Consider the following 18,548-nt stretch of genomic DNA (forward strand, 5'->3'; position numbering starts at 1 on the left):
GGCGGGCCGGCGGCCGTCAGGTGATGTGCACGGTGGCCAGGTCGGCGAGCCCCGAGACGGTGAGGACGGGGTCCAGCAGCGGCGGGGCGATCAGTTCCAGGCGGTCGGCGTGGGCGAACAGTGCCGCCAGCCCGGCGCTGTCCAGGTAGTCCACGGCGGTGAGGTCCACCACCAGCCGTCCGCCTCCGGCGGCCCGGTCCACCGCGGCCCGGAACTCGCCGACGTTGCTCATGTCGATCTCGCCCTCGGCCACGAGGACCGGGGTGCCGTCGGGACGCCGCTGGTCGGTGAGTGTCAGGAGAGTGGTCAACGTGTGGTCCTCACATGCATGTCTACGGTGGTTCCGGCCTCGTCGGTGACGATGTCGACCTGGTCCATGAGCGCGTGAATCAGGATCAGGCCGCGGCCGCGGTGGGCGCTTGCCCCGGACTGCCGGGGCTTCCAGCTCCCGGTGTCGGTGACGGTCAGGTGCAGTGCGTCGGCGCCGGCGACGGCCCTCAGGCGCACGGTCCGGCCGGGATTGTGGCGGTGGCCGTGCTCGATGGCGTTGGCGCAGGCCTCCCCCGCCGCGACCAGGACCGCCTGTGTCAGGCGTGGTCCGGCGTCCAGTCGCTCCAGCCAGTCGCGCAGGGCGCCGCGGACGCGGGCGAGCTGGGCGGACTCGGCGGGGAAGGCCACCTCCAGGGGCGCGGGGTGGCGGTAGAGCAGCAGCGCCATGTCGTCGTCGTAGCCGCCGGCCGGTTCCAGGCCGGTCCGGATGTCGTCGGCCAGCTTCTCCAGATCCGCGCCGCGCCCGCGCCGGGCGGCGGCCGAGGCCTCGGCGATGCCCGCGTGCAGCGGGCGGCTGCGGCGCTCGATCAGACCGTCGGTGTACAGCAGCAGGACGGAGGCCGGCGGCATGGTGCGCGTTCCCGTGGGCCGTGGAAGGCCCGGCCGCACCGCCAGGGGGATGGAGCGGCCCTGGTCGAGCAGTTCGGTGGTGCCGTCCGGGTGGGTCAGGATGCCCGGCGGGTGGCCGGCGCTGCTGTAGGCCAGCCGGCCGGTCGCGGGGTCGAGCACACCGCAGAAGACGGTGGCGCACAGCGCGCCGGGGATCAGGGCCGCGAACCGGTCGAGCGCGCTCAGCACCTGGGCCGGGTCGGCGAACTGCAGCAGCAGGGCCCGGCAGGCGCTGCGCAGCTGGCCCATGACGGTGGCGGCCTCCAGACCGCGGCCGACGCAGTCGCCGACGACGATGCCGATGCGGCCGTCGGGCAGCTCGACGGTGTCGTACCAGTCCCCGCCGACCTCCAGGGGCCGGGCGGCCGGCTCGTAGCGGACGGCGAACCCCCGCGGGAGGCGGTCGGGTCCGAGAATGGCCCGCTGTAGGGCCAGGGCGGTCTCGCGCTGCTGCTCGAAGGCGTGGACGCGTTGCAGCATCTGCCCGAGGTAGCCGCCCAGCACGGCCAGCAGGGTGTGGTCCTCGCCTATGAAGGGCCGCTCCCGGCCGGCCTCGACCCACAGCGCCAGCGGCCCGCCGGGATGCTCCAGGGTGATGCCGATTCCGGCCGGTTCGGCGGTGGCCACGGGGTGCAGGGGGTTGCGTCCGCGCAGGGACTCGACGGCCTCGCGCACCGGGTCGTCCGCCCGGCCCCACGCGGTGCCGGGCACCGCGGCGACCGGCCGGGGGGCCCGGTCCGGGCCGTCCCAGGCGACGGCCAGGGCGCGGGGGGCCCGCCACACCCCGCGCAGTTCGTCCAGCGCGGCCCGCAGGGCCTCGGGGACGCTCCCGGCCTCGGACAGCCGCACGCTCAGCGCCGCCAGGGCGGTCTCGCGCTGGGCGGTGAGCCGTTCGGCGGTGATGTCCCGGAAGGTGCCGACCACCATGCGCCTGCCGGTGTCGGGGTCGCGGACCTCGTTGAAGGAGGCGTACACCCACAGCCGGTGCCCGTCGCGGTGTTTGACGGGGGTGACGTAGCTGCCCTTCTGCTCGCCCACGACCTGGGCGAAGGCCTTCCCGATGGCCCGGTGGGCCTCGGGGTCGGTCTCCTCGTCCGGCCACCAGGGGTGCTTGGGCCGGTAGGGGAGGTCCTCCGGTCCGTAGCCGAGGACGTCGGTGAAGGCGGAGTTGATCTCGACGACGGCGCCCTCCTCGTCGCAGACGAAGAACGCCTCCTGGAGCGAGTCGACCAGTGCGGTGCGCCACTGCGCATGGTGGTTGCGCAGCCTCGACAGCTTCACCGCCGCCCGCACCCGCGCCAGCAGCTCCGCGGCGGAGAACGGCTTGACCAGGTAGTCGTCGGCGCCCGCCTCCAGCCCCTCGATCGAGGCCTCCTGGCCGGCCCGGGCCGACAGCAGCAGCACCGGCACCCCGGCGGTGCGGGAGTCGGCGCGCAGCGCCGCCACCAGCTCCAGGCCGCCCATCCGGGGCATCATCACATCGCTGACGACCATGTCCGGGGCGTCGGCGCGGACCGACTCCAGGGCCGCCCGCCCGTCGGCGACCGTCGTCACCCGGTAGCCGGGGGTCAGGATCCGCCGCAGGTACTCGCGCATGTCGGCGTTGTCGTCGGCGATCAGCACCCGGGCCCGCGCCGCCCCGGTGGCCGGCGGCACGGGCTCCTCCCGCCCTGCCTCCCCCTCCTCTTCCTCGTCCGGCAGCCACCGCAGCGCCTCCTGCAGGTACGGGTCCGCGGCGGACACCGGGAACGGTTCGGCGCCCCGGTCCGCCGAACCGGCCGGCAGACGGTCCGTCCCGAAGGGCAGGCGGACGGTGAGGACGGTGCCCTCGCCCTCGGTGCTGTCGGCGGTGATGGTGCCGCCGTGCAGGCCGACCAGCTCCTTCACCAGCGCCAGTCCGATGCCGCTGCCCTCGTTCGAGCGCGCGCGGGCGTTCTCGATGCGGTGGAACCGCTCGAACAGCCGCGGCAGCTCGTCTCGGGGCACCCCGATGCCGGTGTCGGACACCCGCAGCACCGCCTGTCCGCCCTCGGCCCGCAGCGTCACGCCGATGGAGCCGTCGAAGGTGAACTTCAGCGCGTTGCTCAGCAGGTTGAGGACCACCTTCTCCCACATGTCGCGGTCGATGTGGACCGGTCCGGGCAGTGCGGGGCAGTCCACGTCGAAGTCCAGACCGGCCCGCTCCACCGCGGAGCGGAAGACGCTGGCGAGTTCCGCGGTGACGGCCGCCAGGTCCACCGGCTCGAAGCGGGCCCGCATCCGTCCGGCCTCGATGCGGGAGAAGTCCAGCAGGGTGTTGACGAGCTTGCCCATGCGCAGCGCGTTGCGGCGGATGACCTCCAGTTCCCCGCCGACCCTCTCACCGGCTCCGGCCAGCTGCCCGCGCAGTTCCTCCAGCGGGCCCGTGATCAGGGTCAGCGGGGTGCGGAACTCGTGGCTGATGTTGGAGAAGAACGCGGTCTTGGCGCGGTCCAGTTCGGCGAGCTCCTCGGCCCTGCGCTGCTGGACCTCGTACGCCACGGCTCCGTTGACCAGCGCGGCGGTCTGCCGGGCCACCAGGTCCAAAAAGGCCCGGTAGCCGTCGTCCAGGACGCGCCCGGCACCGGCGGCGAGGACGATCGCCCCGACCGGCCCCGCCCCGGTCTCGCCCGGCAGCGGCAGGACCACCGCCTGGGTGGGCGGCCTCTCCCATCCTCCGGACGGCAGCCGCCCGAACCGGCGCACGACGTCCTCCACGACCACCGGCTCGCCGGTGGTCAGCACCTGTTCCAGCGGCCAGTCGCCGTGGCCGTCCGGCGAGGGCCCCGGGGCGGTGCCGGGCGGGCTGACGGCGGCCGGGACCAGCCCGCCGCCCGGGTCCCGCAGATGGACCGCGGCGAACGGCACGTCCCGCTGCGCGCGGCCCAGCACCCGGGCGACCAGCCGGCACGCCTCCCCCACGCTGCGGGCGGTGCCCGCCTGGGCGCCCAGGTCCTGCAGCACGGCGAGCCGCCGCTCGCCCACGACGCGCTCGGTGGTCTCGTTGCACGCGGTGAACACCCCCCGCACCCGGCCCTCGTCGTCGTGCAGGGGGCTGTAGGAGTACGTCCAGTACGTCTCCTCCAGGTAGCCGTGCCGCTCCATCCTCAGCAGCAGGTCCTCCGACCAGGTGGCCTGCCCGGTCTCCGTCACCGACCGCAGCATCGGGCCGATGACGTCCCAGATCTCGCCCCACACCTGCCGGCCCGGCCGGGCCAGCGCGGGGTGCTTGTTGCCCAGCAGGTGCTGGTAGGCGTCGTTGTACAGCAACCGCAGGTCCTCGCCCCACCACAGGAACATGGGGTAGCGGGAGGTCAGACAGATGCGGCAGGCCGTGCGCAGACTCGCCGGCCAGCCGGCCGGGTCGCCCATCGGGGTGCCCGCCCAGTCGAAGGCGCGCATCCTCCCGGCCATCTCGCCGTGCCCGGGGAAGAGCAGCTCCGGCGGCCCGGTCCCGTCAGCGTCGCCCATCGCCTCTGCCCTCCTCGCCCGCCGCGCGCCCCGCGGTCCCGCCTCACCGGTGCGCATATCCACTGGCACGGCGACGATGCGCCGTGACCGGTCCCGTAGGATAAACGCGGCCGGTCACGGCCTGCGGCGCGGTCGGGCCGCAGGGTTCACCCGCTCCTGGAGCGGGCAGTCGATCAGCGTCCCCGCGGATCCACGCCCCGGGGAAACCCGCCTCCGGCGCCGCCCCGCCCCTCAGGCCGTGCCGGGGAGAACGACCGGACCGACCAGCGCGTACAGGAGAACGGGTGCCCGACCGAGATCTGACCGTCACGCTGCGCTCCCACCCCGCAGGCCCCTGTCTGCTGGAGGTGTCCGGCGAGCTGGACCACCACACGGCCGACCGGATGCGCCAGGCGCTCAACGAGCTGCCCCGCGACCGCGGAACCGCGGTCGTCATCGACCTGTCCGGCCTGGTCTACTGCGACTCCAGCGGCATCACCGTGCTGATCACGGCCTACCACCTCACCCAGGCCGTCGGCGGCAGCCTGGCGCTGGCCGGTCTGGACGAGGACATCATGCGTGTCTTCGGGATCGTCGGGCTGGACCAGATCTTCGACTTCTACGGCGGCGTCGAGGAGGCGGTGGCGGCCCTCACCGGCTGATCCCCGCCCTGTCCGGCCTCCGCTCCGGGTCCGGTCCACGGGCCGCTGAGCGCCTCTCCGTGCCCGAAGAGCGGCGAAGGACCGGAACGCGGCGGCCGGCCGGCGACGGCCACGGCGCCGGCGCCCATACCGTGGGTCCACACCGGGAGCCGTCCGGGGGATCCCGGCTGCTCCCCGAGCGGGGCCCGCCGCCCGCCGGGGCTTCCCGCACGGCGTGCCTCGGCGGTACGGCGGCCGAGCTCCGCCGCGTCCGCGGGACGCTCGTCCGGATCCTTGGCCAGCAGGTCGAGGATGAGCCGTTCCAGGGCCCCGGGCAGGTCGGGACGGAGTTCGCTCGGCGGCCGGGGGGCTCTCTCGCGGTGGCCGACCAGGACGCCCCAGGTGTCCTCCAGATCGAAGGGCGGGACGCCGGTGGCTATCTCGTACAGCATGCAGCCGAGGGAGTACAGGTCGCTGCGGTGGTCGAGATGGGCCCCGGCTATCTGTTCGGGCGACATGTAGTGCGGGGTGCCCATGGGGAAGCCGCCGGTGGTTGCGGCGGCCGGGCCCGTACAGCGGTCGGGCCGGGCGATGCCGAAGTCGCAGATCTTCACGGTGCCGTCGGCGGTACGCATCACGTTGGCGGGTTTGAGGTCGCGGTGGACGATGCCCCGGTCGTGGGTGTAGGCGAGGGCCGCGGCCGTCTGCTCGGCGATGTCGAAGAGGTCGGGCACGGGCAGCGGCCGCCGTCCGCCCAGTTCCAGGAGCCGGCCGAGATCGTGCCCGCTGAGCAGCTCCATCACCAGATAGAGCACTCCGTCGTGCTCCCCGAAGTCGTGGACGACGGTCACGCCGCGGTGCTGGAGCGAGGCCGCGACGCGCGCCTCGCGGCGGAAGCGCTCGCGCAGTGCCCCGATCGCGTGCGGGTCGTCCTGGCCGCCCAGCGGCTTGAGGCACTTCACGGCGACCTCGCGGTCCAGCGACTCGTCGTGCGAGCGCCACACCTGCCCCATGCCGCCGCGCCCGACGAGGTCCAGCAGCCGGTACCGGCCCTGGATCAGTGTGTCCTGCCTCATCGCGCGCCGCCGCCCCCTCTCGCCCGTGCCGCCCCCCGGCCCGTCCAGTATGGGCCCTTCCCCGGCCGGGCGGTAAGGCGGTGGTCCGCTGCCGGGGCGTGCCGGGGCATACCGGGGTACGCCTGAGCGCTGCCGCGGGGCGCGCCGGGGTTTCGGCACGGGCGGTGCGGCAACTGCGGACCGGGACGGTTCGCCCCGAACGTGCCGGCGAGCCGGGCCGGTCCGTCCACCACCAGGAGGCGCCGATGTCCCGACCCGTGCCCCTGCGGGTACGCGGCACCCGGGCGGGTTTCCGGCAGCTCGCCCGGCTGCGTCACGCCCCCGCTTTCCACCCCGACGGCCTGACCTGCGCCGGTGAGCTGGTGATGCCCGGTCCCACGGGGACCGCCTGGGGCGTCCCCTGGCTGGACGGGCTGGGCCGGTACGAGTGCGTGGTACGGCTTTCCCGGGGTGCGGGCCTGCCGCGGCCGCTGCCCGACTGGCTCGGACTCGCCGTCCGGGCACTGGACGCCGGCGGCCCCGGCCGGCCCGTCGACCTGCTGCTGACCAGCAGCGCCCGGCCTCCCGTACTGCGCCGGCTGCCCCTGCCGCGCGGCGACGCGCTGGGCGGCCCGTACAGCAGTCTGCTCGCCTACCGGGTGGGCGGGCGCGGCATGGTGCTGGCCGCCTTCCCGCGCCGCCGGCTGCGCCCGGTCCACGGCAGCCCTCCCGCCCTGCGGCGGGCGCTCGCCGACGGTCCGCTGGTGTTCGACCTGCGGGCGGCCGAGCCGCTGGGCCGGTGGCGGACCTTCGCGGTGCTCACCGTCCGCTCGCCGCTGCGGGAGCCGCCCCGCTCCGCTCCGGGCTTCGACGTCCACCGCAACAGCCTGCCGGAGCTGGCTCCGGGCACGGCCTTCGCGGCGGTGCGGCCCGCCGCGTACGAGGGATCCAGGGAGGGCCGCGCCTGAGGAAGCGTCACCCGCTCCGTTTCCGCCCTGGAGGCGGGGGTACCACGTACCGGCCGTCAACCGACCCGAGTGGAGATGATGACGATGGCCAGCACAGGTCCGAGGGCTGCGAGCACGGCGCGTCGTGCTCCGGTGAGCACCGCGGCCATGGCGGTGTCGTTGGTCTTCCTGCTGGTGGGGGTTTTGGGGTTCATCCCGGGAATCACCACGGACTACGGCGAGATGCAGTTCGCGGGGCACGAGTCGCAGGCCCAGCTGCTCGGCCTCTTCCAGGTGTCGATCCTGCACAACCTGGTGCACCTCGCCTTCGGTGTCGTCGGCCTGGCCATGGCCCGGAGCGTCTCCGGGGCCAAGGCGTTCCTGATCGGCGGCGGTGTGATCTACCTGCTGCTGTGGATCTACGGGCTGATCGTGGACGAGGACAGCGGCGCGAACTTCGTCCCCCTGAACGCGGCCGACGACTGGCTCCACCTCGTGCTGGGCGCGGGCATGATCGTCCTCGGCGCGGTCCTGGGCGGCCGCCGCACCACGACCGCCTGATCCCGCCGCTCGCCCGGGCCCCGGCCCACCGGAAGCCCGGGCCTCCCGGAACCCCGGAACCCCGGTCCCCGGTCCCCGGTCCCCTGGAAACGATGACGAAGGCGAGGAGGCCCCGTCATGCAGCCCGCGCCGCCCCCGGGAGCCGCCGAGCTCCTCTTCGTCGGCAACGCCACCCTCCTGATCCGTTACGGCGAGCTGACGCTGCTGACCGATCCCAACTTCCTCCACCGCGGCCAGTACGCCTACCTGGGCAAGGGACTGCTGTCCCGGCGGCTGAGGGAGCCGGCCCTGCGTGCGGAGGACCTCCCGCCGGATCTGGACGCGGTGGTGCTGTCCCATCTGCACGGCGATCACTGGGACCGGGTCGCCCGCCGCGACCTGCCCCGCTCCCTGCCGATCGTCACCACCCCGCACGCCTCGCGGCGGCTGCAGGGGCTGCACGGGTTCAGCCGTGCCACGGGTCTGCCCACCTGGCACGACCACGTCCTGGTGCGCGGCGGCAGCCAGGTGCGGATAACGGCGCTGCCCGGCCGCCACGGCCCCGGTCCGGTGGACTTCCTGCTGCCGCCGGTGATGGGCAGCCTGCTGGAGTTCGGCGCCCCGGGAGGGGCGGTACGGCTGCGGCTGTACATCTCCGGCGACACCCTGATGTTCCCCGGCGTCCACGAGATCGCGCGTCTGTGCCCGGACATCCACCTGGCGGTGGTCCATCTGGGCGGCACCACGCTGCCCGGAGGGCTGCTGGTGACCATGGACGCCCTGCAGGGCGCCGATCTCGTCTCCGCGCTGCATCCGCGCCGCGTGCTGCCGGTGCACTACGACGACTACACCGTCATGAAATCCCCCTTGTCGGACTTCCTCCGGGAGGCGGAGCGGCCCGGTTTCCCCTCCGGCGTACTGCACTGCCCGCGGGGGGAGCGGGTGACCGTCGACGCCGCCGGACCGGTCGGGGCCGGCGCGGCGGGGCCGGGGCGGTCCTGAGACGCCCTGCCGCGCGGCGGCGGGCGCCCGGAGGAACGGGAGGACACGCCGGAGGGGCCCAAAGGAGCGAGAGGACCGGGAAGACCGAGAGGAAGGCCCGCAAGGTGCCGAGCACGAACACGATCACAGCCCAGCACGTACGGGAGCTGCTCAGCTCCTCCGACCCCGATCCCCGGCTGGTCCTCCTGGAGGGCCGCCCGCGGGTGGTGCCCGCCGCCGAGGCCGGCGCCGACCGCTACCGCGGAGCCGTGGAGGTCGTCTCCCGCGACGATCTCGCCGCCCGGATCGGTCCGGGGACGCCTTCGGAGCAGGAGCTGGAGGCGCTGGCCTCCAGGCTGCAGAGCGTGGTCTCCGAGCTGGGCGGCTGAGGCGCCCCGCCCGTGCGCGTCCCGCCCGCCGCTCAGGCGGGCGGGACGCGCACGGCCAGCGCCAGTGTGTCGTCGGGGTGCAGGATGACCGTGTGCATGTCCTCGGCGATGGCGCCGGGGACCTCCGCGATGGACCTGTCCGCATGGCGGCGGGACGCCTCGACCAGACGCTTCTCGCCCTCGCGCGGGTCCTTGCGGCTCTCGGTGAGGCCGTCGGTGTAGAGGATGAGCATGTCCCCGGGGCCCATCCTGGCGTGCAGCAGGCGCTCGCTGCCCGGCAGCGGGTAGCCGATACCCCGGCCGCGTACCTCCAGGTACTCGGGCTCGCCCCCGGCGGGCAGCAGCAGCGCGGGGGGATGGCTGCCGTTGGCCAGGAACAGATCGCCGGTGGCCGGGTTGATCCGGGCGAGCAGCACGGTGGACATCAGCTCGCTGTCGAAGGGCATCAGGATCTCGGCGGTCCGGGCGATGATCGACTCCAGCGGATGCCCCTCCAGCGCCAGGGTCCGTACCGCGTGGGTGACGTTGAGCGCGCCGCGCGTGCTGGTCACACCGTGGCCGAGGGCGTCGACGACGGTGATGTGGACGGTGCCGTCGGGAAGCTGGAGCCAGTCGTACAGGTCTCCGCCGGTGGGCGCGTCGGTGCCGGCCGGCGCGTAGTGGACGGCCATCTCCAGGCCGTCGACCTCGATCGGGGCGGGCCGCAGCGCGTCCTCCAGTTCCCGCAGGGTCTGGCCGTGGGCCTTGCGCAGCTGCTCGTCGCGCTCCTCCAGCTGGACGTAGAGGGCGAGGGTGCCCCGGTTGGTCTCGGCGAGTTCGTGCTTGAGCCGCCGGTGTTCGGCGGTGAGGGCGTCCAGGCGGGCCAGTGCCGCGCGCAGTTCCTGCTCCACCGCGTGGATCTCCGACGTGGGACAGCCGCTCCCGGCATCCGGCCCGCCGCCGTTGCGGGCGGACGGGACCGTGCCCGCGTCGCCGCTGCCGCCGTCACCGCGCGGCCCGGGCAGCGGCATGCGCCAGGTGACCGAGCCTCCGGAGGCGAACTGGGCGGGGAGGGGGAGGCCGGCGATGCCGTCGCGGTCGGCCGTCAGATCGCTGAGGGTGTCGAGCGTGACGACGAGCTGCCCCGTCGATCCGCCGCCGGACGGCTCGGCGCACGCCTCCAGCCGTACCGGCCGTCCCGCCGCGATCTCGGTACGCGCCAGTTCCACCACGGACATCACCAGCCGGGCCCTGGTCTCCACCGGCAGCCGGTGGACGCGCGCGATCCCGCGCACCGCGTGTCGCAGGCTCGGCAGTGTGTGGTGGTGGGAAGTGGTGTTGTCGGTCATGGAACCTCTAGGCCGCTTGGACGGTGAGCACGGTGGCGTCGTCGCGGATGCGCCGGTGCCCGTGGGCCAGGGCCGCCGCCAGCAGGGGCGGCGGAAGTCGCAGCAGAAAGGTGGGCGGGCTGTGCGACCAGCGGGACTCGATGCCGTCGCTGTGCAGGACGACCGCCGCTCCCCGGGCCAGGGGAACGGTGCGTGGCCGGGGGGTGGGGACGTTCCAGCCCACGATGCCGGGCTGGCCGGCCATCCGGTGGGCCACCTCGCCGCCCGAGAGCACCGTGGCGCGGATGTTGCCCGTGCCGCAGTACTCGGCGCGGCCGGGGTGCAGCCGCACCACGCCCGCCGCCGCGCCGCGGGTGTGGCGCAGCGAGCGGTGCAGCGAGGTCAGGATGTCTGCCAGGGGACGGTCGGGTGCGGTGTGGAAGGACCGCAGGGCGCAGCGGGCCGCCTCGGCGGCCGCGGCGCCGTGTCCCAGTCCGTCGACGACGAGGCCGGTGAGGGCGTCGCCGGTGCCGGCCACGGTGCAGGCGTCACCGCAGTGCTTCTCCCCGTGGGCGGGCAGACACACCGATCCGACGCCGTACCGGGCCTTCGGCCGCTCGCCGGGAGCCGACAGCCGTGCGTTGACCAGGGTGCCCGAGCCCGGCTGGGTGCGGATGGTGAACCCGGTGGCGATCCGGCGGACCGCCCCCAGTCCCGCTCCGAGGGAGCCGGTGGTGGTGTAGCCGTCGGCCATCGAGCGGTCCAGGTCGCGGATGCCGGGGCCGCGGTCGACGGCGGTGATCTCCACTCCGTCGCCCTGAAGCGTCGGCTGTACGTACACCGTTCCGTCGGCGGCGTGCTTGACCTGGTTGCTGGCCAGTTCGCTGGCGACGACGGCCGCCTGGTCGGGCATGGCCCCGGGCAGTCCGCACCGCTGTGCGCAGCCGCGCGCGGCCGAGGCCGCCACGTGGATCGCGCTCTCGTGGTCGATGCGGATCTCTTCGGTCAGGCCCTCCGCGGCGGGGGACGGCCGGCTCACTGCGTGTTCCAGCGGGTCACGCTGATGGTGGTGCCCCGGCCCGCTTCGGTGTGCACCTCGAACTCGTGCATGAGGCGGCGTGCGCCTCCCAGACCGTGCCCCAGGCCGGAGCCGGTGGTGAAGCCGTCGGCCAGCGCCGCCTCCAGATCGGGGATGCCGGGCCCCTCGTCCCTGACGGTCAGCCGCACGCCCCGGCGTCCGGCGTTCCTGGGGAACTCGATGGTCACCGTGCCGCCCCCGCCGTGGATGTAGGCGTTGCGCGCCAGTTCGCTGGCGGCGGTGACGACGCGGGTCTGGTCGACGAGCCCGAAACCGGTCTCGACGGTGGCGGCCCGCACCGCGTGCCGGACCGTGATGAGGTCCTCGTCGGTACGGACCGGGTAGGTGGCCCGGGCGCTCGCGGCGCCGCCGCCTCCTTCCGCAGAGGCCGTGGGGGCGCCCATCGTCCTTTCACCCGAGAGTTTCACGCCGGGTCACCCCTTCCGGGGGCCGCGGGGCGTGGTGCCAGCCCAGTGCGGCCATCCCCTGCTCCGCGTTGAGTGCGGTCTCCACTCCGGTGAGCTGCAGGCCCAGCTCGACGAGGGTGATCGCCACGGGCGGCCGCATGCCGGCCACGATCACCCGGGCGCCCAGCAGCCGGGCCATGGTGCTCAGCTCGGTCAGAGTGCGCGCCACGAACGAGTCGATGATCTCCAGCCGGGAGATGTCGATGAGGACTCCCGTGGCCCGCTCGGCGGCGATGCGCTCGGTCAGCTCGTCGGCGAAGACGGTGGCCGTCTTGTCGTCGAGCTCGTTGATGAGCCCGGTGACCAGTACGTCACCGAGCCTGAGGATGGGGATGTCCATGGACTGGCGGCCGGTCATCGGTTCGTCGTCGTCCCGGTGGCCGGTGAGTCCTGTCCCGTCATGTCGACCGCCGCGGCCAGGGCGTCGGCGAGGGTGGCGCGGGTGAGGATGGTGGACAGGTCGATGCCCAGCTGGGCGATGGTCTGCGCGATGGAGGGCCGCACGCCGCTGATGAAGCAGTCGGCGCCCATCAGGCGCACCGCGTTGACGGTCTGCATCAGGTGCTGGGCGACGGCGGTGTCGACGGTGGGCACACCGGTGATGTCGATGATCGCCACCCGGGCGTCGTGGGTCTGGATGGACTGCAGGAGGTTCTCCATCACCACCTGGGTGCGCGCGGTGTCCAGGGTGCCGATCAGCGGCACGGCCAGGATCCGCTTCCACAGGTGGACCACGGGGGTGGACAGTTCCAGCAGCTGGCGGCTCTGCCGCTGGATGATCTCCTCGCGGCGCTCCACATAGGCGTTGAACGACAGAGCCGCGGCCTCGTCCAGCAGCCGGTTGATCGTCAGGGCCGCCGGGAACAGCTCCCGCGGGTCGTGGTTGTCGCGCTCCACGGCCTCCAGCAGGGCGTCCTTGAGTGCCAGGATGGCCAGGGACGTGGCCGTCGGGGTCGCACCGCTGCGCTCCCTGCGCAGGGACAGCTCCATCACCGCGTCGCGTAGTTCGTGGTGGGCGTCGACCACGTTCTCCATGCCGTAGTCGCTGTTGAGGGCCCCTCCCAGCAGGACGAGGAGCGCGTCGGCCTCCTCGCGCAGTTCGCCCTCGTCCATCCCGATCGCCGCACGCTCCTGCTGCAACTGCACCCACCGGTCGGCGATCTCGTCGCCGCGCTCGCGGATTGCGGTTGTCAACCGGTCTCGTACGGCTGCATCGCTGGCGTTCACTGACAAGCCCTCTCACAGTCGTTCGCCGCCGGCCCACGCCCGTGACGTCGGCATCCGGCTGGATGTGCGGGGTGAGGAGACAGCACCGTTCACCCCTTTTGTTGCCGTCCGGCAAATGTTAGCAGCGGCCGCGGAGCCCGCCGACCCCAACTGACGGTGCATCAGGACATGGTGGAACTCACCGACCCCTGACGGGACCTTCCCCGAAACCGGCCACTGATGCATCCCCGATCAATTGTTTCCATTTGACAACTGTATCCACGGCACAACAATCTTTCCCTGTCGCACCCGCCCCGACCGGCCAACGCCAGGAGTCCCCCGCGGTGCGGCGCTCCGCGGCGGCCACGAGGTGTGTGATGTATCGGTGAGGCAGAATGGCGATGCACATGCCACCCAGGGCGGCGGCCTCACGCCGATCTCACGCCACCGCCCGCCCCGGCCTCCCGGCGGCTGGGCAACGCTTCGTCCACCGCCGCCCGGAACCCCCGCAACCCCTCGGCGAGCGCCTTGCGTGCCGCGGGCGACATCGCCGCCATGGCCGTAGCCAGCGCCTCCTCCCGCAGGTCGCGCAGGTCTCGCAGATACGTCCTGCCCCGGCCGGTCAGCCTCAGTTCGAGTTCCCGCCGGCTCGCCGGACTGGGAGCGCGTTCCACGAACCCGACCGCCTGCAGCCGGTCGCACAGCCGGCTGACCGACGACGGGGCGGAACCCAGCGTCTCGCTGAGCGTGCGCAGATTGATGCCCTCATCCCGGTCGAGGGTGTACAGGACCCTCAGCTGGGAGGCGGAGACGGGCGCGGGCGACGCGGCCTCCCGGCCCCGCTCCCACAGCACCTCCAGGAGCTCTATCACCTCGGACGCGGCATGAGCCGCCTCTGCGGAGTGGCGCTGGGAGGGTCCGGAATTCACGACCATAACTGTGACACTCCGCGTCTGCGTTGTCAGCCCGAGCTCCGAGCGACACTTAACTTCCCATATCGGATTTTTCTGCGGAAACAGAAAGTAGTTGTGACACGGTGGACAGATTCACGGCCGTGGAGCGCGCCCTGCGCGATGCCGCTCCCCACGCACTGCTCGACGCGCTCCGCGCCTCACTGGCACGGCACTTCGGGGCGCTCACCGTGGACCTGCTGATGGCCGACTACGGGACGACCATACTCCAGCCGGTCGGTCCTCTTCCCTACCCGACGGAGCCCGTCCCGGTCCACTCCACCGAACCCGGAAGGGCGTTCGCCTCCCAGCAGCCCCGCCTCTTCCCCGACGAGCGCTCCGGCACCGTCGCCGCGCACCTGCCGGTCACCGTCCGCGGCGACCGGCTGGGCGTGCTGTCGGTGACCCTCCCCGCCGAGGGGGCCTCACCCGAGGCGCTGGGGGAGCTGCGGCAGTTGTGCGAGGCGCTCGGCCGGGAGATCCTCGTCGCCGACCACAGCACCGACGTCTACCTGAAGGCACGGCGGGCCGAGCGCCTCACCCTCGCCGCCGAGATGCAGTGGCAGCTGCTGCCCGGCCGGTCCTGCTCCGGCCCCGAGTACGAGCTCGGCGCCCAGCTCGAACCCGCCTACGCCGTCTTCGGGGACAACTTCGACTGGTCCGTCTCGGCCGACCACCTCACCGTGACCCTGACCGACGGAATGGGCGAGGGCGTCGACGCCGCGCTCCTGACCAACCTCGCCCTCAGCGCGCTGCGCAACGCCCGCCGGGCCGGGCTGGACCTGGTCGGCCAGGCGGTCCTGGCCGACCAGGCGGTCTACGGGCAGCACCGCGGGGCCGCCCATGTCTCCGTCCTGCTGCTGCGCATCCACCTGGCCACCGGCCGGCTGGAGGCCGTCGACGCCGGGTCGCCGCGCATCTGGCGGCTGCGCGGCGGCGTCGTGGAGCCGGTCGAGCTGGAGGCGCAGCTCCCGCTGGGAATGTTCGAGGACACCCCCTACGCCGTCCAGCACTTCCGGATCGAGGCCGGGGACCGGCTGCTGTTCGCCAGCGACGGGGTCTACGAGGTCGCCTCGCCGTCGGGCGAACGGTTCGGCGAGCGAGCCCTGGCCCGCGCCATGACCAGCACCCGGCTCCTCCCCCCGTCCCAGGTGCCGCGGGCGGTCCTCGCCGAGCTCGCCCGGCACCGCGGCGAGCCGCCCGCGGACGACGACGCCATGGTCTTGTGCCTGGACTGGCACGGCAGGAGGAGCTGACCGGCCGGGCACCCGCCACCTGCGCCCGGACCGCGCCCGGGAGCCGCCGGGACCGTCCGCCTCCGCGCGGCGCGTCCGGCCATGGCCCCGGCGCAGGTCACAAAAGGAGAACAGCGGTGTACGCCGGGCGCCACAGGGCAGACGGGCTCGTGGAGCAGGGCCGAGGACCGAGCGGAGGTGTTCGCCGACGTGCCGACACCGGCACCGTGCCGGTGTGTCCGGCACACCCCCTCCCGGGCTGTCGCCCCGGCGTCCGCCCGCCCGTGCGGGGCCGCGGCCGGTTCCCGGCCGCCGGCGCGTGCGGCCGGCCCTCTCCGGCACGTTCCCGTCACGCCAGAGGTGGTCCTTCGGTGACCAGAAGCGAACACGCCCTCGTCGAACAGAGGAGTTCGGACCCCTTCGTCCATCCCGCGCTGTTCTACCGGAATCCCCGGGAGTACCTCGCCGGGGTGGGCGGGTTCGTCGACGGCGCCCTGGATGCCGGCGATCCCGTACTCGTCGCCGTTCCCGGCCCCCGGCTGGAGATGCTGCGCGAGCACCTGGGGGACGCCGACGCGGAACGCCTCACCCTGGTGGACATGACCGAGTTCGGCCGCAACCCCGGCCGCGTCCTCTCGGGTCTGCGCGACTTCGCCGACCGGCACCCCGGCCGGACCGCCCGTATTGTCGGGGAGCCGGTCTGGGCGCGGCGCTCCCCCGGCGAGCTGGCGGAGGCCACCCGGCACGAGGCGCTGATCAACGCGGCCTTCACCGGCCGCGCCGCGACCGTCCTGTGCCCCTACGACGCCTCCGGGCTCCCCGCACGGGTGTGCGCCGACGCCCGCCGCACCCATCCGGTGCTGTGGGAGGACGGCCGGGAGCGGCCCAGCCCGCACTACACCGATCCCCGCGCCCTCAGCGCCGAGTGCGACGCCCTTCCGCTGGCTCCCCCGCCCCCGCGCACCCGCACCCTGACGTTCACCACCGGCGATCTCGGCGAGGTCCGCCACCGTGCGGACACCTGGGCCGGTGCGGCCGGACTCGGCATGCCGCGGCGCGGTGACTTCGTCCTCGCCGTGGCGGAGGCAGCGGCCAACTCCATCGCCCACGGCGGCGGGCACGGCACCCTGCGCCTGTGGTCCGACGGCCACTCCTGCGTGGCCGAGATCCGTGACGGCGGGCACCTCACCGATCTGCTGGCCGGCCGCCGCCGCCCGACGCTGGACTCCGCCGAGGGCGGACGCGGACTGTGGATGATGCACCAGCTGTGTGATCTGGTCGAGACCCGCGCCGCGTCCGCGGGGCTGACCGTACGGCTGCACATGAACCACTCGTAGGACCGCGCGCGGAACCCTCCCCTCTCCTCTTCTCCCATCACCTTGGCCCCCGCGCCCGCCGCGGCGGGCCTTCGAAGACCGCTCCGGCGGTTCCCGCGGCCCTCCGCCCTGTGATCCACATCACTCCATATACCCCCCGGGGCATAAGGCGACCCCTGTTACGGTTGACCCCAGGCATACCCCCCTGGGTATTTCCCGAAGGCAAGCGAGCAGGAGTCCCCCGCATGGTTCCCGAGATCGACCAGCAGCGGTTCACCGAGGCGCACGCGGCCGGCGCACTCGTCCTCGACGTCCGCGACCGCGGCGAGTACCGCACCGGTCACGTCCCCGGCGCCCGGCCGGCGCCGCTCAGCCTGCTCCCCCTGAAGCTGGCCGAGCTGCCCAAGGACCGCCCCGTCTACGTGATCTGCCAGAGCGGCGGCCGCAGCGCGCAGGCGACCGCACTGCTGCGCGACGTGGGCTACGACGCCCGCAGCGTCAGCGGCGGCACGGCGGCCTGGACCGACGCGGGCCGACCCGTGACCACCGGCGACGAGCCCGGCACCCCCGACGTCACCGCCAACACCGAGGAGACCCGATGATCACCGTTCTGCCCATCGAGACCCCCGGCCTGGGCGACCGCACCTACCTCGCCCACGACGGCTCCACCGCGCTGGTGGTCGACCCGCAGCGCGACTACGACCGCGTCACGGCGCTGGCCGAGGCCGCGGGCGTGCGGATCACCCACGTCTTCGAGACCCACATCCACAACGACTACGTGACCGGCGGCCTGGCCCTGGCCCGGGAGACCGGCGCGCAGTACCTGGTCAACGCCGACGACGAGGTCTCCTACGAGCGCACCGGCATCCGCGACGGCGACATCGTCGAGGTCGGCGCCATGCGGGTGAGGGTGATCCACACACCGGGCCACACCCACACCCACCTCTCCTTCGCCCTGGAGGCCGGCGGCGAGCAGATCGCGGTGTTCACCGGCGGATCGCTGCTGTACGGCTCCACCGGACGGCCCGACCTGCTCGGCCCCGACCACACCGACACCCTGGTGCGGGCCCAGTGGCGCTCGGCGCACCGGCTGGCGAAGGAGCTGCCCGACTCCACCGCCGTCTACCCCACCCACGGTTTCGGCTCGTTCTGCTCCGCGACCCAGTCCGCCGGCCTGTCCAGCACCATCGGCGAGGAGAAGAGGACCAACACCGCCCTGACCGCCGACGAGGAGGCCTACGTCGAGCAGCTCCTGGCGGGCCTGGACGCCTACCCGGCCTACTACGCCCACATGGGCCCGGCCAACTCCGGCGACCCCGGCAAGCCGGACCTGTCCGCGCCCTCCGTCGCCGACCCGGCCGAGCTGCGCCGCCGCATCGAGGCCGGCGAGTGGGTGGTCGACCTGCGCGACCGCACCGCCTTCGCCGCCGGGCACCTGGCCGGCAGCCTCAACTTCGGCCTGGACGGCCAGTTCATCACCTACCTGGGCTGGCTGATCCCGTGGGGCACCCCGGTCACCCTGCTCGGCGAGAGCGCCGAGGACGTGGCCGAGGCCCAGCGCGAGATGGTCCGCATCGGCATCGACCGCCCGGCCGCCATGGCCACCGGCGGGCCCGAGGACTGGGCCGGCGGCGAGCCCCTGGCCGCCTACGAGCGCGCCGACTTCGAGGACCTCAAGGCCGCCCTGGAGAAGAACCGGGACGGCGGGGAGGAGTTCGTCGTCCTCGACGTGCGCCGCGACCAGGAGCGCGACGAGGCGCACATCCCCGGCTCGGTGCACATCCCCATCCACGAGGTGCCGGGCCGCATCGAGGAGATCCCCGCGGGCCGGGTCTGGGTGCACTGCGCCGGCGGCTACCGCGCGGGAGTCGTCGCCGCCCTGCTCGACGCCCGCGGCCGCGATGTCGTCGCCATCGACGACAGCTTCGACAACGCCCGCGACCTGGGCCTGTGCCCCGTTCCCACCCAGGTCCTCTGACCCCCGGCAACACCGGAAAACCCGGAACGCCCGAAATCCGCAATCCCCACA

Annotated in this window: 18 protein-coding genes; 9 read left to right on the forward strand and 9 right to left on the reverse strand. The window is 73.7% G+C overall.

Annotated features, from left to right (window positions below; genetic code table 11):
- Positions 1-16 precede the first annotated feature (16 nt).
- Positions 17-310: an STAS domain-containing protein gene (locus tag CUT83_RS12425; protein ID WP_101255909.1), complete on the reverse strand. Its 294-nt coding sequence runs from the start codon at positions 308-310 to the stop codon at positions 17-19.
- Complete coding sequence (locus CUT83_RS12430; protein ID WP_101255910.1) at positions 307-4,428, reverse strand: SpoIIE family protein phosphatase; 4,122 nt, start codon at positions 4,426-4,428, stop codon at positions 307-309. Before CUT83_RS12430 ends, CUT83_RS12425 begins: the two co-directional genes overlap by 4 nt.
- A 284-nt stretch (positions 4,429-4,712) precedes the next feature.
- Between CUT83_RS12430 and CUT83_RS12435 the strand changes: the two genes are divergently transcribed.
- Positions 4,713-5,069: an STAS domain-containing protein gene (locus CUT83_RS12435; RefSeq protein ID WP_093850201.1), complete on the forward strand. Its 357-nt coding sequence runs from the start codon at positions 4,713-4,715 to the stop codon at positions 5,067-5,069.
- Here CUT83_RS12435 and CUT83_RS12440 read toward each other — a convergent pair.
- Positions 5,027-6,124: a serine/threonine-protein kinase gene (locus CUT83_RS12440; RefSeq protein ID WP_101255911.1), complete on the reverse strand. Its 1,098-nt coding sequence runs from the start codon at positions 6,122-6,124 to the stop codon at positions 5,027-5,029. The two genes, CUT83_RS12435 and CUT83_RS12440, sit on opposite strands and share 43 nt — an antisense overlap.
- A 245-nt stretch (positions 6,125-6,369) precedes the next feature.
- Here CUT83_RS12440 and CUT83_RS12445 point away from each other — a divergent pair, with 245 nt between their 5' ends.
- The 4 genes from CUT83_RS12445 (at position 6,370) to CUT83_RS12460 (ending at position 8,960) form a co-directional block, all read left to right on the forward strand.
- Positions 6,370-7,071, forward strand: coding sequence for a phosphodiesterase (locus CUT83_RS12445; RefSeq protein WP_101255912.1), 702 nt, complete (start codon positions 6,370-6,372; stop codon positions 7,069-7,071).
- A 132-nt stretch (positions 7,072-7,203) separates the two neighbouring features.
- Entirely contained in the window at positions 7,204-7,611 is a 408-nt protein-coding gene (locus CUT83_RS12450; protein ID WP_439145000.1) for a DUF4383 domain-containing protein, read from the forward strand.
- 117 nt (positions 7,612-7,728) lie between these two features.
- On the forward strand, positions 7,729-8,592 hold the full coding sequence (locus CUT83_RS12455) for an MBL fold metallo-hydrolase (RefSeq protein WP_101255913.1): 864 nt from the start codon (positions 7,729-7,731) through the stop codon (positions 8,590-8,592).
- 104 nt (positions 8,593-8,696) lie between these two features.
- Positions 8,697-8,960, forward strand: a complete 264-nt coding sequence (locus tag CUT83_RS12460; RefSeq protein ID WP_101255914.1) for a hypothetical protein — start codon at positions 8,697-8,699, stop codon at positions 8,958-8,960.
- 32 nt (positions 8,961-8,992) lie between these two features.
- On the opposite strand, the gene CUT83_RS12465 is transcribed toward CUT83_RS12460, so the two are convergent.
- The 6 genes from CUT83_RS12465 to CUT83_RS12490 all read right to left on the reverse strand — a co-directional run bounded on the left by CUT83_RS12465 (position 8,993) and on the right by CUT83_RS12490 (position 13,953).
- Positions 8,993-10,288: a PP2C family protein-serine/threonine phosphatase gene (locus CUT83_RS12465; protein ID WP_101255915.1), complete on the reverse strand. Its 1,296-nt coding sequence runs from the start codon at positions 10,286-10,288 to the stop codon at positions 8,993-8,995.
- 7 nt (positions 10,289-10,295) lie between these two features.
- Positions 10,296-11,306, reverse strand: coding sequence for a SpoIIE family protein phosphatase (locus CUT83_RS12470; RefSeq protein ID WP_101255916.1), 1,011 nt, complete (start codon positions 11,304-11,306; stop codon positions 10,296-10,298).
- A complete protein-coding gene (locus CUT83_RS12475; RefSeq protein ID WP_101255917.1) occupies positions 11,303-11,749 on the reverse strand; it encodes an anti-sigma regulatory factor in 447 nt (148 codons plus the stop codon). Before CUT83_RS12475 ends, CUT83_RS12470 begins: the two co-directional genes overlap by 4 nt.
- Before the next feature lie 7 nt (positions 11,750-11,756).
- Positions 11,757-12,170: an STAS domain-containing protein gene (locus CUT83_RS12480; RefSeq protein WP_165869426.1), complete on the reverse strand. Its 414-nt coding sequence runs from the start codon at positions 12,168-12,170 to the stop codon at positions 11,757-11,759.
- Positions 12,167-13,039: an STAS domain-containing protein gene (locus CUT83_RS12485; RefSeq protein WP_101255918.1), complete on the reverse strand. Its 873-nt coding sequence runs from the start codon at positions 13,037-13,039 to the stop codon at positions 12,167-12,169. The genes CUT83_RS12480 and CUT83_RS12485 overlap by 4 nt, the downstream gene beginning before the upstream one ends.
- 407 nt (positions 13,040-13,446) lie before the next feature.
- Positions 13,447-13,953 (reverse strand): MarR family winged helix-turn-helix transcriptional regulator, encoded by a 507-nt coding sequence (locus tag CUT83_RS12490; protein WP_101255919.1) that lies wholly within the window; start codon positions 13,951-13,953, stop codon positions 13,447-13,449.
- A gap of 101 nt (positions 13,954-14,054) precedes the next feature.
- On the opposite strand from CUT83_RS12490, the gene CUT83_RS12495 reads away from it, so the two are divergent.
- The 4 genes from CUT83_RS12495 to CUT83_RS12510 all read left to right on the forward strand — a co-directional run bounded on the left by CUT83_RS12495 (position 14,055) and on the right by CUT83_RS12510 (position 18,497).
- On the forward strand, positions 14,055-15,224 hold the full coding sequence (locus CUT83_RS12495) for a PP2C family protein-serine/threonine phosphatase (protein ID WP_101255920.1): 1,170 nt from the start codon (positions 14,055-14,057) through the stop codon (positions 15,222-15,224).
- 350 nt (positions 15,225-15,574) lie between these two features.
- The gene (locus CUT83_RS12500) at positions 15,575-16,540 is read left to right on the forward strand and encodes a sensor histidine kinase (protein ID WP_101255921.1); all 966 of its coding nucleotides are present in this window, start codon (positions 15,575-15,577) and stop codon (positions 16,538-16,540) included.
- 224 nt (positions 16,541-16,764) lie between these two features.
- Positions 16,765-17,121 (forward strand): rhodanese-like domain-containing protein, encoded by a 357-nt coding sequence (locus CUT83_RS12505; RefSeq protein ID WP_101255922.1) that lies wholly within the window; start codon positions 16,765-16,767, stop codon positions 17,119-17,121.
- Positions 17,118-18,497, forward strand: coding sequence for an MBL fold metallo-hydrolase (locus tag CUT83_RS12510; protein WP_101255923.1), 1,380 nt, complete (start codon positions 17,118-17,120; stop codon positions 18,495-18,497). Before CUT83_RS12505 ends, CUT83_RS12510 begins: the two co-directional genes overlap by 4 nt.
- The last annotated feature ends 51 nt before the right edge of the window (positions 18,498-18,548 follow it).

It is taken from the genome of Streptomyces barkulensis (assembly GCF_002843305.1).
Classification (GTDB): domain Bacteria; phylum Actinomycetota; class Actinomycetes; order Streptomycetales; family Streptomycetaceae; genus Streptomyces; species Streptomyces barkulensis.

Coding starts and splice junctions, on each gene's coding strand:
- CUT83_RS12430 (WP_101255910.1), bottom strand. CDS start 4,428: ATGGGCGACGCTGACGGGACCGGGCCGCCGGAGCTGCTCTTCCCCGGG.
- CUT83_RS12440 (WP_101255911.1), bottom strand. CDS start 6,124: ATGAGGCAGGACACACTGATCCAGGGCCGGTACCGGCTGCTGGACCTC.
- CUT83_RS12445 (WP_101255912.1), top strand. CDS start 6,370: ATGTCCCGACCCGTGCCCCTGCGGGTACGCGGCACCCGGGCGGGTTTC.
- CUT83_RS12455 (WP_101255913.1), top strand. CDS start 7,729: ATGCAGCCCGCGCCGCCCCCGGGAGCCGCCGAGCTCCTCTTCGTCGGC.
- CUT83_RS12465 (WP_101255915.1), bottom strand. CDS start 10,288: ATGACCGACAACACCACTTCCCACCACCACACACTGCCGAGCCTGCGA.
- CUT83_RS12475 (WP_101255917.1), bottom strand. CDS start 11,749: ATGGGCGCCCCCACGGCCTCTGCGGAAGGAGGCGGCGGCGCCGCGAGC.
- CUT83_RS12480 (WP_165869426.1), bottom strand. CDS start 12,170: ATGACCGGCCGCCAGTCCATGGACATCCCCATCCTCAGGCTCGGTGAC.
- CUT83_RS12490 (WP_101255919.1), bottom strand. CDS start 13,953: ATGGTCGTGAATTCCGGACCCTCCCAGCGCCACTCCGCAGAGGCGGCT.
- CUT83_RS12505 (WP_101255922.1), top strand. CDS start 16,765: ATGGTTCCCGAGATCGACCAGCAGCGGTTCACCGAGGCGCACGCGGCC.
- CUT83_RS12510 (WP_101255923.1), top strand. CDS start 17,118: ATGATCACCGTTCTGCCCATCGAGACCCCCGGCCTGGGCGACCGCACC.